The organism is Pseudomonas granadensis (assembly GCF_900105485.1).
GTDB lineage: Bacteria > Pseudomonadota > Gammaproteobacteria > Pseudomonadales > Pseudomonadaceae > Aquipseudomonas > Aquipseudomonas granadensis.
In genome coordinates this window covers 4,180,429-4,194,765 of the sequence record NZ_LT629778.1, presented here as the reverse complement: position 1 = coordinate 4,194,765, position 14,337 = coordinate 4,180,429, and the positions used below count along the sequence as shown (strand labels likewise).

At 58.9% G+C, this 14,337-nt stretch carries 17 protein-coding genes; 14 read left to right on the top strand and 3 right to left on the bottom strand.

Features of this window, described 5'->3' with window-relative positions; all coding sequences use genetic code 11:
- Positions 1–3: 3 nt before the first annotated feature.
- Positions 4–921, bottom strand: a complete 918-nt coding sequence (locus BLU52_RS18605; protein ID WP_090285637.1) for a putative 2-dehydropantoate 2-reductase — start codon at positions 919–921, stop codon at positions 4–6.
- A gap of 140 nt (positions 922–1,061) precedes the next feature.
- Here BLU52_RS18605 and BLU52_RS18600 point away from each other — a divergent pair, with 140 nt between their 5' ends.
- Entirely contained in the window at positions 1,062–1,547 is a 486-nt protein-coding gene (locus BLU52_RS18600) for a YajQ family cyclic di-GMP-binding protein (RefSeq protein WP_090285634.1), read from the top strand.
- 149 nt (positions 1,548–1,696) lie between these two features.
- Positions 1,697–2,539, top strand: coding sequence for a mechanosensitive ion channel family protein (locus BLU52_RS18595; protein WP_090285631.1), 843 nt, complete (start codon positions 1,697–1,699; stop codon positions 2,537–2,539).
- Between the two features lie 117 nt (positions 2,540–2,656).
- Here BLU52_RS18595 and BLU52_RS18590 read toward each other — a convergent pair whose 3' ends face one another.
- Positions 2,657–3,985 (bottom strand): OprD family porin, encoded by a 1,329-nt coding sequence (locus BLU52_RS18590; protein ID WP_090285629.1) that lies wholly within the window; start codon positions 3,983–3,985, stop codon positions 2,657–2,659.
- 893 nt (positions 3,986–4,878) lie between these two features.
- On the opposite strand from BLU52_RS18590, the gene BLU52_RS18585 reads away from it, so the two are divergent.
- Positions 4,879–5,304 carry an HIT family protein gene (locus tag BLU52_RS18585; RefSeq protein WP_090285627.1) on the top strand — a complete coding sequence of 142 codons (426 nt, stop codon included), beginning with the start codon at positions 4,879–4,881 and terminating at the stop codon, positions 5,302–5,304.
- Between the two features lie 3 nt (positions 5,305–5,307).
- A complete protein-coding gene (locus BLU52_RS18580; protein WP_090285625.1) occupies positions 5,308–5,514 on the top strand; it encodes a SlyX family protein in 207 nt (68 codons plus the stop codon).
- 60 nt (positions 5,515–5,574) lie between these two features.
- On the opposite strand, the gene BLU52_RS27130 is transcribed toward BLU52_RS18580, so the two are convergent.
- Positions 5,575–6,177: a cold-shock protein gene (locus BLU52_RS27130; RefSeq protein WP_090285622.1), complete on the bottom strand. Its 603-nt coding sequence runs from the start codon at positions 6,175–6,177 to the stop codon at positions 5,575–5,577.
- Between the two features lie 313 nt (positions 6,178–6,490).
- Here BLU52_RS27130 and BLU52_RS18570 point away from each other — a divergent pair, with 313 nt between their 5' ends.
- The 10 genes from BLU52_RS18570 (at position 6,491) to tolQ (ending at position 14,319) form a co-directional block, all read left to right on the top strand.
- Positions 6,491–6,961: a Dps family protein gene (locus BLU52_RS18570; protein WP_007951212.1), complete on the top strand. Its 471-nt coding sequence runs from the start codon at positions 6,491–6,493 to the stop codon at positions 6,959–6,961.
- A 185-nt stretch (positions 6,962–7,146) separates the two neighbouring features.
- Positions 7,147–7,485: a ribbon-helix-helix domain-containing protein gene (locus BLU52_RS18565; protein ID WP_090285620.1), complete on the top strand. Its 339-nt coding sequence runs from the start codon at positions 7,147–7,149 to the stop codon at positions 7,483–7,485.
- 131 nt (positions 7,486–7,616) lie between these two features.
- Positions 7,617–7,838 (top strand): FmdB family zinc ribbon protein, encoded by a 222-nt coding sequence (locus BLU52_RS18560; protein WP_016773499.1) that lies wholly within the window; start codon positions 7,617–7,619, stop codon positions 7,836–7,838.
- A gap of 97 nt (positions 7,839–7,935) precedes the next feature.
- The gene (gene aspS / locus BLU52_RS18555) at positions 7,936–9,711 is read left to right on the top strand and encodes an aspartate--tRNA ligase (protein ID WP_090285617.1); all 1,776 of its coding nucleotides are present in this window, start codon (positions 7,936–7,938) and stop codon (positions 9,709–9,711) included.
- A gap of 129 nt (positions 9,712–9,840) precedes the next feature.
- The gene (locus tag BLU52_RS18550) at positions 9,841–10,587 is read left to right on the top strand and encodes a YebC/PmpR family DNA-binding transcriptional regulator (RefSeq protein WP_034153419.1); all 747 of its coding nucleotides are present in this window, start codon (positions 9,841–9,843) and stop codon (positions 10,585–10,587) included.
- Positions 10,588–10,726: 139 nt separating this feature from the next.
- Positions 10,727–11,254, top strand: a complete 528-nt coding sequence (ruvC, locus tag BLU52_RS18545; protein WP_007962095.1) for a crossover junction endodeoxyribonuclease RuvC — start codon at positions 10,727–10,729, stop codon at positions 11,252–11,254.
- A gap of 114 nt (positions 11,255–11,368) precedes the next feature.
- Positions 11,369–11,977 (top strand): Holliday junction branch migration protein RuvA, encoded by a 609-nt coding sequence (gene ruvA / locus BLU52_RS18540; RefSeq protein WP_090285615.1) that lies wholly within the window; start codon positions 11,369–11,371, stop codon positions 11,975–11,977.
- Positions 11,978–13,039, top strand: coding sequence for a Holliday junction branch migration DNA helicase RuvB (gene ruvB / locus BLU52_RS18535; protein WP_090285613.1), 1,062 nt, complete (start codon positions 11,978–11,980; stop codon positions 13,037–13,039).
- 127 nt (positions 13,040–13,166) lie between these two features.
- The gene (gene ybgC, locus BLU52_RS18530) at positions 13,167–13,634 is read left to right on the top strand and encodes a tol-pal system-associated acyl-CoA thioesterase (RefSeq protein WP_090285611.1); all 468 of its coding nucleotides are present in this window, start codon (positions 13,167–13,169) and stop codon (positions 13,632–13,634) included.
- The gene (gene tolQ / locus BLU52_RS18525; RefSeq protein WP_008080223.1) at positions 13,624–14,319 is read left to right on the top strand and encodes a protein TolQ; all 696 of its coding nucleotides are present in this window, start codon (positions 13,624–13,626) and stop codon (positions 14,317–14,319) included. The genes ybgC and tolQ overlap by 11 nt, the downstream gene beginning before the upstream one ends.
- Positions 14,320–14,337: the final 18 nt, after the last annotated feature.

Genomic DNA, 14,337 nt, shown 5'->3' with positions numbered 1-14,337 from the left:
TGCTCAGTCGCTGGGCAATCCGAGGCTGCGCAGATGGCCGATCAGGCGCTGCTGCAATTGTTGCAGGTGCGGCAGGTTAACCTGATGGCGCTCGGCAACTTTGCAGGCGTGGCCCAACAGGTAACTGATTTCGGTACGGCGATGGTTGGCGACGTCCTGGTACATCGAGGAGTAATTGGCCGCGGTGGCGTGAATCACCCGCTCGACTTCCGCTTGCAGACTGTCCGCCGCAGCCGGTTGGCCACAGCGTTCAAGCAATTCGGCCAGCTCGCCACACAGCGTGGCGACTTCGCAGTGATGCTCGGTCAATCCGCCGTTACGGCAGTCGTGCAACACCGTCAGCGGGTTGATCGCGCAGTTGAGCGCCAGTTTGCGCCACAGGCGAGTGAGGATGTCGGCGGTCCATTCATGGGGAATATTGGCCGCTTGCAGATCGTCCAGCCAGATCGGCGCCAATGGATTTGCGGCATCGCCGAGCCAGGTGAAACCATGACCGGCAAACACCACGCGCCAGTCGCCATCACGGAATGCACCTTCGGTGCTCGAGGCGCTGATGCAACGTGCATGCGGCACTTGGGCGGCGACCGCGTCCTGACTGCCGAGGCCGTTCTGCAGCAGGATCAGCTCGGCATCCATTGCAAGACGCGGGGCGATGCGGGCGACGGCGCTTTCAGCGTCGTACGCCTTGCACGCCACCAGCAGGCGGCGGATCGGCGCGGGGTGGTCTGCGGTTTCAGCGGGAACTGCATGGGTACTGGCTTGTCCGTTTTCTACCAGGGTCAGTCCACCGGCGGCCTCGTAGCTGCGCAAACGCGTCTGGTCGCGCACGATCAACCGCACCGGCAGGCCCGCGCGGGCCAGGCGGGTCGCCCATAACGTGCCGAGACTGCCGGCGCCCAATACATGCCAGGGAGTTGACATCAGTTTTTTGCTCGATTGCTTGCAGGCATGTGCGGCGCGCCGTATCGGTGGGAAAAGACCCGTTATAATGAGCCCGATTTTAACCGCAAGCCAAGCGCGCTCCATCACCATCGAGCGCGCCTTTTTATTGGAGAGATTACATGCCGTCGTTCGACGTGGTATCCGAACTGGACAAACACGAGCTCACCAACGCGGTCGAGAACGCCGTGAAGGAGCTCGACCGTCGTTATGACCTGAAAGGCAAAGGCAGCTTCGAGTTCAAGGAAAAGGACCTGACCGTCAGCCTGACCGCCGAGGCTGAATTCCAGCTCGAGGCGATGATCGAGATCCTCAAGCTGGCGCTGGTCAAGCGCAAGATCGACGTGCAGTGCCTTGAGGTCAAGGATGCCTATGCCTCGGGCAAGCTGATGAAGCAGGACGCCGTGCTCAAGGAAGGCATCGACAAGGAACTGGCGAAGAAGATTGTCGGCCACATCAAGGAAGCCAAATTGAAAGTGCAGGCCGCCATCCAGGGCGAGCAAGTACGTGTGACCGGCAAGAAGCGCGACGACCTGCAGGAAGCCATCGCGGCGCTGCGCGCCAAGGAATTCGGCATGCCGCTGCAGTTCAACAATTTCCGCGACTAAACTGCTCTGTGACTGTGTGGGAGCGAGTGTGCTCGCGAATGCAAGGTGTCGGTCAATTCATCTTTGAATGACACACCGCATTCGCGAGCAGGCTCGCTCCCACATTATTTTGTGTACACCCCGGGAAGCCGGAAATCAGGAGAAAGAACATGGATTTGAATGCTGAGGTGGACCACCTGGTCAAGGCGTCCCAGGCGTGGATTCCGATGATCATGGAGTACGGCAGCCGCGTGCTGCTGGCGGTGATTACCCTGGCCATCGGCTGGTGGCTGATCAATAAGGTCACGCAAAAGCTCGGCGGTCTATTGGCCCTGCGCAATGCCGATCTGGCGCTGCAAGGCTTCATCAGCAGCCTGGCGAACATCATTCTCAAGGTACTGCTGATCGTCAGCGTCGCGTCGATGATCGGCGTGGAAACCACCTCGTTCGTCGCGGCCATCGGTGCGGCCGGTCTGGCCATTGGTCTGGCGTTGCAGGGCAGCCTGGCGAACTTCGCCGGTGGCGTGCTGATTCTGCTGTTCCGGCCGTTCCGCATCGGAGACTGGATCGAAGCCCAAGGCGTGGCGGGCACTGTCGACAGCATCCAGATTTTTCACACCGTGCTGCGTACCGGCGACAACAAGACCATCATCCTGCCCAACGGCAATCTGTCGAACGGCATCATCACCAACACCAATCGTCAGCCGACGCGCAAGGTTGTGTTCGATGTCGGTGTCGATTACGAAGCAGACCTGCAAAAAGCCCGTCAGGTGTTGCTGGACCTGGCCAAGGATGAGCGCGTATTGCAGGACCCTGAGCCACAGGCGGTAATTTCGACACTGGGTGACAGTTCGATCACGGTTTCCTTGCGGGTCTGGGTTAAAACTGCCGACTACTGGGATGTTATGTTCATGTTCAATGAACTGTCGCGCGATCGCCTGAAAGCCGCCGGGATTGATATTCCTTTTCCGCAGCGGGTTATTCGTGTAATGCAGGAACCGGCAACTAAATGATAGGTTGCTAATTAACTGTCTGACTCGGCAGTCAACGCAGTTGAATACAGCAGCAATAAAAAAGGCCCATCCTGAGATGGGCCTTTTTATTTGTTATCGCAAACTAACTGGATGCGATTACAACAGCGACAGCGGGTAGTCAACGATCAGACGGAACTCTTTGATGTCGCCTTCGCCCTGGTCAGCGTTAGCCTGGTGCCATGCTTGACGAATGCGGAAGGAGAGATCTTTTGCCGGGCCAGACTGAACAACGTACTTGGCTTCCAGGTTGGTCTCGTTGTGCTTGCCATCTTCACCGTACAGGCCAGCGTAAGCGCTGCCAGTTGGGGTGTTAGTGCCATCGATGTCCCAGCCTTTAACGTAACGGGTCATGAAGCTCAGACCTGGAACGCCGTACTCGGCCATTTTGATGTCATAACGGATCTGAGCGGATTTCTCGTTCGGACCGTTGAAGTCAGAGTACTGAATGGAGTTGGCGAGGAAGATCGAGTCGCCACCACGGTTGTTCTTGCCCACGCCGATGTAGTCGAAAGGCGTGTCACCGTTGACCTTCTGGAAGGCCAGGGTAATGGTGTGCGCTTTCAGGAACGAAAGAGCGGTTGCCAGGGAGAACGTGGTGTTGCTGATATCGCCGGCTTTCGCGTCACCGGTGTCGGTGGTGCGGTAGATGTTGAAGTCGGTGTTCAGCGAGGTGTCACCACTGAAAGGCGTGGTGAGGTTCACGTTGGCGTAGTACTGGTTCCAGATGTCTTCCAGCTTGGCGCCGTAGAGCGATGCGCTCAGGTTTTCGGTGATGCCGTACTTGCCGCCGAAGTAGTCGATGGTGTTGGCTTCTTCGCCAGCGTAGTTGGCGTACAGACCACCTTCGCGGGAGTTACGGTCCTGGCTGGTACCCGAGTAGAAGTGGCCGGCCTCGAGATCAAGGTCTTTGATTTCGCTGCTCTGCAGCTGGAAGCCGCTGGCAGTTTGCGGGAGGATACGGGAACCACCGACTGCGAACACTGGAGAGGTGCTCGGCTGCATGTCGCCCACTTTCAGCTCGGTTTTCGATACGCGGAACTTGACCGCAGCACCGGCTTTGCCCTGGCTGTCGTTGACTTCGCCATCGGCATCGCGGCTCATGTTGCCGGTGCCACCAGTGCCGTCACCGCCATCGAGTTTGATGGCCAGATAACCGAAGGCATCAATGCCCACGCCTACGGTGCCTTGGGTGTAACCGGAGCTGAAGTTGCCCCAGATACCCTGGGTCCAGTCTTTCTGGTCGTTGCCGCCATTCTTGTTATTGCGGTTGAAGTAATAGTTACGAATCAGCAAGTCAGCTTTGGCGTCTTCAACGAAGCCCTTGGCCTCTGCCTGGTCACTAACGAACGGTGCGGCCGTAGCCAACTGAGAACCGGCAGCTGCTGCAACTGCCAGTGCGATCATGCTCCACTTCATCACGCGCATCGTGATTTGCTCCTTTGGTTTTAGAAGAGTACTGCCGTCCCACCTGTTTTATTATCTGGGCGGCTCTTTCTTTTTGTGTCGGCGCAAACTTATATCACGCCGACAATGTTGGCGATACTTGCGAATTCAACCTTTCAGCTTCTTTACGACGTTGTCGCGAATGACTGGATGGATGTCGCAAATTCACAGTACCGACGCAGCCGGACTGACAACTTTCTCGCTGTTCATGGGCCTTTTTGCATCGGTAAAAAAGAGTCCCTGGCAAAACACTTGAATCTCCATCGGGCAACCCTGCCACTGTTTTTATGGGGCTTAGGCATCCACTTCCGGTGGTGCGCTTATAGTCCATACGAGTACGAATGCAACAAGCGTGCTCAAACCGCGTTTTCCTTGCGGTTATTTTCCCGAACCTCTCTCTGCATTTGTGAAAACCTTGTGAAACGGGGGCTTCAACCCTGTTTTTTTCTGCGCTTGACGTCAGCCCTGCCATGGTGTTGTCACGCTGGTTCGCGCGCGTGACAACCAAAAACGTTACCCGTTCACCCCGTCAGTGAGTATTCGGCGGATGCCCGACGCACTGAGCGTAGACGTGTTGTGCGATTTTGGTGCAAATAATTTTCTGCCCCTGTTCGACTTCCCGCTGCTTTTGGCGCTTGAGAGGCCGAGCATAGGGCGTGTGTCGAGCATTTCACCGGGATGGCGATGGGTATGGGTTCCGTGTTGGTGCGTAGCGCTCGCAAATGTCCCATGTCGGGGCGCCAGCTCGACGATAGCAGGCCGCGCTGTCGTGAAGGCTCGCGCATTCACAGGTATGCTGCACGCCTGTCGCTTGGCGGGCCGTCCACAGTGATCGCCGCTAAGCTGAATATGTCGATCAGCCGGGAGTGCGCGCAGTGTTTGCTTTAGATTCACGACTTCAACAGGACACGCTGGTCATCGGTGATTTCCCGCTTTGCCGCTTGCTGCTGTCCAACGATAGCCAGTACCGGTGGTTCATCCTGGTGCCGCGTCGCGAGGATATCAGCGAGTTGTTTCAGTTGGATGTCGCTGATCAGCAGCAACTCTGGCAGGAAACCACCACGCTGGCCGAGCTGCTCAAGGATTCGTTCGATGCCGACAAACTGAACGTCGCCACCTTGGGCAACGTTGTCAGCCAGTTGCACATGCATGTCATCGTGCGCAAACACGATGATGCCGCCTGGCCGGCGCCGGTCTGGGGCAAGCATCCGGCCCTGGCCTACAGTGCAGAACAGGTCGCCGCCATCCGCGAGCGCCTGCGCCTGGTGCTGACCGACGATTTCACTTTTGTGGAGGGCTGAGTCATGACTCTGGAACAACGCGTTACCGATCTGGAGAGCCGGCTGGCCTTTCAGGACGATACGATTCAGGCGTTGAATGACGTTCTGGTGGAGCAGCAGCGCGTGGTCGAGCGCCTGCAGCTGCAGATGGCGGCACTGCTCAAGCGCCAGGAAGAAATGGTCGGGCAGTTCGGTTCTTTCGAAGAAGACGCACCGCCGCCGCATTATTGATTTCATGCAGGCATAAAAAAACCGCGAGCAGCCAGGCTGTTCGCGGTTTTTTGCTTTGGGTCAGCGGCGCGGCAGCGCGGCGATGACGTCCTCGGCTTGCAGGCCCTTGTCGCGGTTCATCACCGAGAACTCCACGCGCTGGCCTTCGACCAGAACGCGGTGACCTTCGCCACGGATCGCACGGAAGTGCACGAAAATATCATCGCCGGAATCGCGCGAGATAAAGCCGAAGCCTTTGGAGGTGTTGAACCATTTGACGGTGCCAGTATCACGGTTGGTCATGTCGTAGCTGGTCGGCGCGGCGGCCGGTGAAGAACGATAGAAGCTCACCGCCAGGTGCACGACCACCGCAACCAGTGCGATCACCAGGCTGAACAGCACGGCAGGCTGGCCGGCAATGACCGGCATCGGTGCGATCAGGGTCAGGGTTTGCAGGACGACGGTCAGTACCAGAAGAGCGCTGACCAGGTTTTGCAGATGCTGACGCGGGCCTTTGTTCCAGTAGGGAATTACTGGCGCAAGGATCAGGTTCAGCAGGCCGAAAAAGGCCAGGTAAAGTGCATCGGGTTGTTGCAGGTAGGGAACGGCTTCGGATTTCAAGCTGGGTATGAACGACAGCAGCAAGGCCGCTGCGCCCATCAGCAGGTGGACGATTTTCAACATTTTGATTGGCTCACGTTTATGACGGCTCACAAGGAAGAGCTGAAGGCGGACGGTTCGCTTCGGAACAAAAAAAGAGGCGGTGGACACGTTCACGGCATCAGCCTATGCGCGAACACCCCGAAAAACGGGGCATGGCGACACATCGCCTATTTAACAGCAAAGCCTGCGGCGACTCAAATCAGCCCGGCCAGTGGCAGTGCGTTGGTCGTTTTGTCGCAGTGCAAGCGTTTGATCGGGGCTGCGGGGTGGCGGCAGCCTTGCTAGAGTGGGCCTGCATCTTTTGGATGAAATCAATCGCCCTCAGGAGGTCACCATGGCAATCGATATCGGTATTAGTGAAGAAGACCGCAAGTCCATCGTCGAAGGACTGTCGCGTCTGTTGTCGGACACCTACGTGCTGTATCTGAAAACCCATAACTTCCACTGGAACGTCACCGGCCCGATGTTCCGTACCCTGCATCTGATGTTCGAAGAGCAATACAACGAACTGGCGCTGGCGGTGGACTCGATCGCCGAGCGTATCCGCGCCCTGGGTTTTCCGGCGCCGGGCGCCTACGCCACCTACGCACGTCTGTCTTCCATCAAGGAAGAGGAGGGCGTGCCGAGCGCCGAAGACATGATCAAACAACTGGTCGAAGGCCAGGAAGCGGTGACCCGCACGGCGCGCGGGATTTTCCCGCTGCTCGACAAGGTCAGCGATGAACCGACCGCCGACCTGCTGACCCAGCGCATGCAGGTGCACGAGAAGACCGCGTGGATGCTGCGCGCATTGCTCGAAGCCTGATTGCCGTACGCAGGCCTTGTCTCCCAAGGCCTGCGTACCCGAGCAAAGTCTTACTTGTATCGTTGGCTTATCCTACGGCGACGGTCTACAAGTCGTCTGGCTATAACTTTGTGTCTGCGCTTTTATAAAAGCCACAGGATGTGACTTTTTCAGACAAGCAGAGATGACAAAGGAGTGTCAGCGATATGGTTGAAGGAGACAGGCGCGGCGACCGCAGAGTCGGCGCGCCACATGCTTTAAAGGTCGATCCGTTCGTCAGCGGATTCGACATGGCGCTGATCAGGCCATTGTCGAGGTCCGTACGCCTGAACGGTTACGCCACCTGCCTGCGTCTTGAGCAGGTCTACTGGAATATCCTCGGCTCGATGGCGGCGGACAACTGCTGTTCGATCAGCTCGCTGTTGTCTCACGTCGACCGTGAGGTGCATCTGCGTCACGGCGGGGTGAAGAATTTCAGCGCACTGGTGCGGGTTGTGTGTGTGATGAACGGCATTGGTCAGGAGGCGCGGTCCGATTCGCTCTGATACGGCACATGTAAACGAGGTCGCGGCCTGTGCAGCTTACCGGCTGCACAGGCCGCATTTAATCGATATAATCCCGCTCTTTCGCCGCAAAGCCCTGCGCGCGGCAGCAATCTGATCGCCGAGACACCTCCATGCCGATGTACGATTACCAATGTGCTTCCTGTGGTCATCAGTTGGAAGCCATTCAGAAGATCAGCGACGCACCGCTGGTCGACTGCCCTGCCTGTCAGGCGCCCGAACTGAAGAAACAGCTGTCCATGCCGGGTTTTCGCCTCAGCGGCAACGGTTGGTACGAGACCGATTTCAAGACCGGAGCCAAGAAGAATCTGGCCGGTGGCGACAAAGCTGACTAGGGTTCAAGCCCTGAACGAACGACACGCGTGAGTTTCCGCATTGCTTGAGCAACGGGATCTCCACCGAATATCGAATGACGAGAAGCGAACCATTATCATGATGCGCAGCCACTATTGCGGCCAACTGAACGAAAGCCTGGAAGGTCAGGAAATTACCCTTTGCGGATGGGTTCACCGTCGTCGCGACCACGGCGGGGTGATTTTCCTCGACATCCGTGATCGTGACGGTCTGGCCCAGGTGGTCTTCGATCCGGATCGCGCCGAGAGCTTTGCCGCCGCCGATCGCGTGCGCAGCGAATACGTGGTGAAGATCACCGGCAAGGTGCGTCTGCGTCCTGCTGGCGCAACCAACGCCAACATGGCCTCGGGCATGATCGAAGTGCTGGGCTACGAACTGGAAGTGCTGAACGAGTCGGAAACCCCGCCGTTCCCGCTCAACGAGTTTTCCGACGTCGGCGAAGAAACCCGTCTGCGTTATCGCTTCCTCGACCTGCGTCGTCCGGAAATGGCCGAGAAGCTGCGTCTGCGTTCGCGCATGACCACCAGCATCCGTCGCTTCCTCGACGAAAACGGTTTCCTCGACGTCGAAACACCGATCCTGACCCGTGCCACCCCTGAAGGTGCGCGTGACTACCTGGTGCCAAGCCGTACTCACGCCGGTTCTTTCTTCGCCCTGCCGCAATCGCCGCAGCTGTTCAAGCAACTGCTGATGGTGGCCGGCTTCGATCGTTACTACCAGATCGCCAAGTGCTTCCGCGACGAAGACCTGCGCGCCGACCGTCAGCCGGAATTCACCCAGATCGACATCGAGACCAGCTTCCTCGATGAAAAAGAGATCATGGGCCTGACCGAGCAAATGATCCGCAACCTGTTCAAGGAAGTGCTGGATCTGGAATTCGGCGAATTCCCGCACATGACCTTCGAAGAAGCCATGCGCCGCTACGGTTCCGACAAGCCGGACCTGCGTATTCCGCTGGAACTGGTGGACGTTGCCGACCAGCTCAAGGAAGTCGAATTCAAGGTGTTCAGCGGTCCGGCCAACGATCCGAAGTGCCGCATTGCCGCACTGCGCGTTCCAGGCGGGGCGAGCATGCCGCGCAAGCAGATCGACGACTACACCAAGTTCGTCGGCATCTACGGCGCCAAGGGCCTGGCCTACATCAAGGTCAACGAGCGCGCGGCCGGTGTTGACGGTCTGCAATCGCCGATCGTCAAGAACATCCCTGAAGACAAGCTCAACGTGATCCTTGATCGCGTCGGCGCGGTCGATGGCGACATCGTGTTCTTCGGTGCCGACAAGGCCAAGATCGTCAGCGAAGCCCTGGGCGCGCTGCGCATCAAGCTCGGTCACGACCTCAAGCTGCTGACCTGCGAGTGGGCGCCAATGTGGGTCGTCGACTTCCCGATGTTCGAAGAGAACGACGACGGCAGCTTCTCGGCGCTGCACCACCCGTTCACTGCACCGAAGTGCACCCCGCAGGAGCTCGAGGCCAACCCGGCCGGCGCACTGTCGCGCGCCTACGACATGGTATTGAACGGCACCGAGCTGGGCGGCGGTTCGATCCGTATTCACCGCAAGGAAATGCAGCAAGCGGTATTCCGCCTGCTGGGCATCAACGAAGCGGAACAGGAAGAGAAGTTCGGCTTCCTGCTCGACGCGCTGAAGTACGGTGCACCGCCGCACGGTGGTCTGGCCTTCGGTCTGGACCGTCTGGTGATGCTGATGACCGGCGCCCAGTCGATCCGTGAAGTGATCGCCTTCCCGAAAACTCAGAGTGCTGCCGACGTGATGACGCAGGCTCCGGGCGTGGTGGATGCCAAGGCCTTGCGCGAGCTGCACATTCGTTTGCGCGAAACGCCAAAGGCTGAGTAAGACGGGCCTGAAGGCGCATCTTCGGATGCGCCTTTTTTCTTTCTATAAAGAACAGGTCGAGATTTTTGTGTTTGCCGGCCGCTGCGAGCGCAGGGCGGGCAACGTTTCAAAGAGAATTCGGAGCGAGTTATGGCAGGTCATTCCAAGTGGGCGAACATCAAGCACCGCAAAGAACGTCAGGATGCCAAGAGGGGCAAGATCTTCACCAAGTGGATCCGCGAACTGACCGTTGCGGCCCGTCAGGGCGGCGGTGATCCCGGTTCCAACCCACGTCTGCGTCTGGCCCTGGACAAGGCGTTGAGCGCGAACATGAGCCGCGACATCATCGACCGCGCCGTTGCGCGCGGCGCCGGTGCGACCGAGGCGGACAACGTTGAAGAGCTGACCTACGAAGGCTACGGCCCGGGCGGCGTGGCGGTGATGGTCGAGTGCATGACCGACAACCGCAATCGTACCGCTGCGGCGGTGCGCCACGCGTTCAGCAAATGCGGCGGCAACCTCGGCACCGACGGTTCGGTGGCGTATCTGTTCGAACGCAAGGGCCAGATCAGCTTCGCGCCGGGCGTTGACGAAGACGCGCTGACCGAAGCGGCGCTTGAGGCTGACGCCGATGACGTCGTCACGCACGAGGACGGCTCGATCGATGTGTTCACGTCGTTCACCAGCTTCTACGCAGTGCGTAACGCGCTGGAAGCGGCCGGATTCAAGGGCGACGACGCGGAAATCGTCATGCAGCCGACCACCAGCGCCGAGCTGGATCTGGAAGGTGCGGAGAAGGTGCTCAAGCTGATCGACATGCTGGAAGACCTGGATGACGTGCAGAACGTCTATTCCAATGCGGACATTCCAGAAGACGTCGCCGCTCAGCTCGGTTAAGAGCGACTAGGCTTCAATGTGGGAGCTGGCTTGCCAGCGATGGCGTCGGCGCATCAGCATTGATGGCGCCTGACACTCCGTCATCGCTGGCAAGCCAGCTCCCACATTTGTTTTTGTGTTATTTCGAACCAGCAGGCCTATGACTTTAATTCTTGGTATCGACCCCGGCTCGCGCATTACCGGTTACGGGATTGTTCGCGATACCGGACGGGGTGGCTGCATTTATGTGGCGTCTGGCTGCATCCGTACCGGTGCGGGCGAGTTGCACGAGCGTTTGCAGATTGTTTATCGCGGCGTGCGCGAAATCATCCAGACTTACGGCCCGGTGACCATGGGCATCGAAAAGGTCTTCATGGCGAAAAATGCCGACTCGGCGCTCAAGCTCGGCCAGGCCCGTGGGGCGGCTATCGTTGCGGGCGCCGAAGAGTGCCTGGAAATTGCCGAGTACACGGCCACTCAGGTCAAGCAGGCCGTGGTGGGTACCGGCGCCGCCAATAAAGAACAAGTGCAAATGATGGTCATGCACATGCTGAAACTGACCAGCAAACCGCAGATCGACGCTTCCGATGCCCTCGCAATCGCCATTTGCCATGCGCACACGCGTTCCAGTCTGCTACCGCACGGCCTGGGGACCGCACGCAGTCGTGGCGGGCGCCTGCGTCTCTGATAGCATCAGCAGCAATTTTCCTGAAAGCGGATTCATGCGCCTGTGTCGTCGGCGCGAATTTCGCCTTTCGACAGTCGCCAGCCCACGGCTGGCCAACGCTCAAGGATCTGAAACGTGATTGGACGCTTGCGCGGCACCCTGGTTGAGAAACAGCCGCCGCACCTGATTCTGGATGTAAACGGCCTCGGGTATGAGCTGGAAGTGCCCATGACCACCCTCTATCGCCTGCCGTCTGTCGGTGAACCGCTGACCCTGCATACCCATCTGGTCGTACGCGAAGATGCGCAGTTGCTCTATGGTTTTGCCGGCAAGCGTGAGCGAGACTTTTTCCGCGAGTTGATAAGGCTCAATGGTGTCGGGCCGAAATTGGCCCTGGCACTGATGTCGAGCCTGGAGGTCGACGAGCTGATCCGTTGCGTGCAGTCGCAGGACACCTCGGCGCTGACCAAGGTGCCAGGTGTCGGCAAAAAAACCGCCGAACGCCTGTTGGTCGAATTGAAGGATCGCTTCAAGGCCTGGGAAACCTCGCCGGCCATGTTTGCGCTGGTGCCGAATCAGCCGGACGGCCCGGCGCCGGTCAATACCGCCGAAAACGATGCGGTCAGCGCGCTGATTTCCCTGGGCTACAAGCCGCAGGAAGCGAGCAAGGCGATTTCCGCCATCAAGGACAAGAACCTGAGCAGTGAAGACATGATCCGCCGCGCCCTGAAGGGAATGATTTAAGTGATTGAAGCTGATCGTCTGATCGCCGCTGCGCACAGCCCGCGCGAGCGCGAAGAAGTCCAGGACCGCGCCATTCGCCCGGTCAGCCTGGCCGACTACATTGGCCAGCCGACCGTGCGCGAGCAGATGGAGTTGTTCATCCAGGCTGCGCGTGGCCGCAGCGAGTCGCTGGACCACACGCTGATTTTCGGCCCGCCGGGGCTGGGTAAAACCACGCTGGCCAATATCATCGCCGAAGAGATGGGCGTGTCGATCAAGAGCACCTCCGGCCCGGTGCTGGAGCGTCCGGGGGATCTGGCGGCGCTGCTGACCAATCTCGAGCCGCACGACGTGTTGTTCATCGACGAAATCCATCGCCTGTCGCCAATTGTCGAAGAAGTGCTGTACCCGGCCATGGAAGATTTCCAGCTCGACATCATGATCGGCGAAGGGCCGGCGGCGCGTTCGATCAAGCTCGACCTGCCGCCGTTCACCCTGGTCGGCGCCACCACCCGCGCCGGCATGCTGACCAATCCACTGCGTGACCGCTTCGGTATCGTCCAGCGCCTGGAGTTCTACAGCACGGCGGATCTGGCGACGATCGTCAGCCGTTCGGCGAGCATTCTCGGGCTGCCGCTGGACCCGGAAGGCTCGTTCGAGATCGCTCGTCGCGCTCGTGGCACGCCGCGCATTGCCAACCGTTTGCTGCGTCGGGTACGCGATTTCGCTGAAGTCCGCGCCAAGGGGCACATCACCAAGTCGGTGGCGGACCTGGCGTTGAACCTGCTGGATGTCGACGAACACGGTTTCGATCATCAGGACCGACGCCTGTTGCTGACGATGATCGAGAAGTTCGATGGCGGCCCGGTCGGTATCGACAGCCTGGCGGCGGCGATCAGTGAAGAGCGCCACACCATCGAGGACGTACTCGAGCCGTATCTGATTCAGCAAGGCTACATCATGCGTACGCCGCGGGGCAGGGTAGTGACCCGACATGCGTATCTGCATTTCGGTTTGAACATCCCGTCACGCATGGGCGAGATGCCCGTGGCAGACGAGTTTCTCGATGCTGCGGACGATTGATACACATTTGTTGGCGATTTATTCAGGGTTTGTACTGTCAGAGCACGGTACTTTTGCGTTAAAGCTTTGAAACCACGAAAAACAGTTGTATCGCCGGATTGGCAACCTGAGGAGTAAGCACTAGAGTATGCGCGCGCAAAACGGGCTTGGGCCGTTCGCACATCGTTGTCGCGTTTATTACGAGGACACCGATGCGGGCGGCATCGTGTATTACGTTAATTACCTCAAGTTTATGGAACGGGCTCGAACCGAGCGGCTCCGAGAGCTGGGCTTTGCCCAATCTGCGCTGGCCGGGGAGGATCTGTTGTTCGTCGTGCATTCCAGCGAAGCGCGTTACCACGCGCCGGCGCGACTGGACGACGAATTGCTGGTAAGCGCTGATGTAACCGAATTGAACCGTGCCAGCCTGCGCTTCAAGCAGCAGGTCAGGCGGGCGACGGATAATGTGCTGCTCTGCGAAGGGCAGTTTCTGGTGGCCTGTGTGCGCACCGACAGTTTGAAACCCCGGGCCCTTCCCGAAGACTTGCGGGCGGCCTTCGCCGACGCGGTCGGTCCGGGTACACACTCAAAGCAGGAGATAAAGCGTGGAAGCTAACGTCGTCGACCATTCCTCCATGTGGAGCCTGGTCAGCAATGCCAGCATCGTGGTGCAGTTGGTAATGTTGACCCTGGTGGCCGCATCGGTGACCTCATGGATCATGATCTTTCAGCGCAGCAATCTGCTGCGTGCCGGTCGACGCGCCCTGGAGAGCTTTGAAGAGCGCTTCTGGTCGGGTATCGATCTGTCCAAGCTGTACCGTCAGGCCGGTAGCAACCCGGATCCGGATTCGGGCGTGGAGCAGATCTTCCGTGCCGGCTTCAAGGAATTCTCCCGTCTGCGTCAGCAGCCAGGTGTCGATCCTGAAGCGGTGATGGAGGGTGTGGCCCGTGCCATGCGTGTCGCCATCTCGCGTGAAGAAGAGAAGCTTGAGCAGAGCCTGCCGTTTCTCGCCACCGTCGGTTCGGTCAGCCCGTACATCGGTCTGTTCGGTACCGTGTGGGGCATCATGAACTCTTTCCGCGGTCTGGCCAGCGCTCAGCAAGCGACCCTCGCCACCGTGGCACCGGGTATCGCCGAAGCACTGATCGCCACCGCGATCGGTCTGTTCGCCGCGATCCCTGCCGTTATCGCTTACAACCGTTTCGCTGCGCGCAGCGAAACCTTGCTGGGCCGCTACTACACCTTCGCCGATGAATTCCAGGCGATCCTGCACCGCAAAGTGCACACCAGCGAAGAATAAGCAGGTATTTCCCGATGG

What these genes read in the sequence shown, in the direction of transcription:
- BLU52_RS18570 (WP_007951212.1), top strand. Translation starts at nt 6,491, where the DNA reads ATGGCAATCGATATCGGTATTAGTGAAGAAGACCGCAAGTCCATCGTC.
- ybgC (WP_090285611.1), top strand. Translation starts at nt 13,167, where the DNA reads ATGCGCGCGCAAAACGGGCTTGGGCCGTTCGCACATCGTTGTCGCGTT.
- ruvC (WP_007962095.1), top strand. Translation starts at nt 10,727, where the DNA reads ATGACTTTAATTCTTGGTATCGACCCCGGCTCGCGCATTACCGGTTAC.
- aspS (WP_090285617.1), top strand. Translation starts at nt 7,936, where the DNA reads ATGATGCGCAGCCACTATTGCGGCCAACTGAACGAAAGCCTGGAAGGT.
- BLU52_RS18580 (WP_090285625.1), top strand. Translation starts at nt 5,308, where the DNA reads ATGACTCTGGAACAACGCGTTACCGATCTGGAGAGCCGGCTGGCCTTT.
- BLU52_RS18590 (WP_090285629.1), bottom strand. Translation starts at nt 3,985, where the DNA reads ATGCGCGTGATGAAGTGGAGCATGATCGCACTGGCAGTTGCAGCAGCT.
- BLU52_RS27130 (WP_090285622.1), bottom strand. Translation starts at nt 6,177, where the DNA reads ATGTTGAAAATCGTCCACCTGCTGATGGGCGCAGCGGCCTTGCTGCTG.
- BLU52_RS18565 (WP_090285620.1), top strand. Translation starts at nt 7,147, where the DNA reads ATGGTTGAAGGAGACAGGCGCGGCGACCGCAGAGTCGGCGCGCCACAT.
- BLU52_RS18560 (WP_016773499.1), top strand. Translation starts at nt 7,617, where the DNA reads ATGCCGATGTACGATTACCAATGTGCTTCCTGTGGTCATCAGTTGGAA.
- BLU52_RS18550 (WP_034153419.1), top strand. Translation starts at nt 9,841, where the DNA reads ATGGCAGGTCATTCCAAGTGGGCGAACATCAAGCACCGCAAAGAACGT.
- BLU52_RS18605 (WP_090285637.1), bottom strand. Translation starts at nt 921, where the DNA reads ATGTCAACTCCCTGGCATGTATTGGGCGCCGGCAGTCTCGGCACGTTA.
- BLU52_RS18600 (WP_090285634.1), top strand. Translation starts at nt 1,062, where the DNA reads ATGCCGTCGTTCGACGTGGTATCCGAACTGGACAAACACGAGCTCACC.
- BLU52_RS18595 (WP_090285631.1), top strand. Translation starts at nt 1,697, where the DNA reads ATGGATTTGAATGCTGAGGTGGACCACCTGGTCAAGGCGTCCCAGGCG.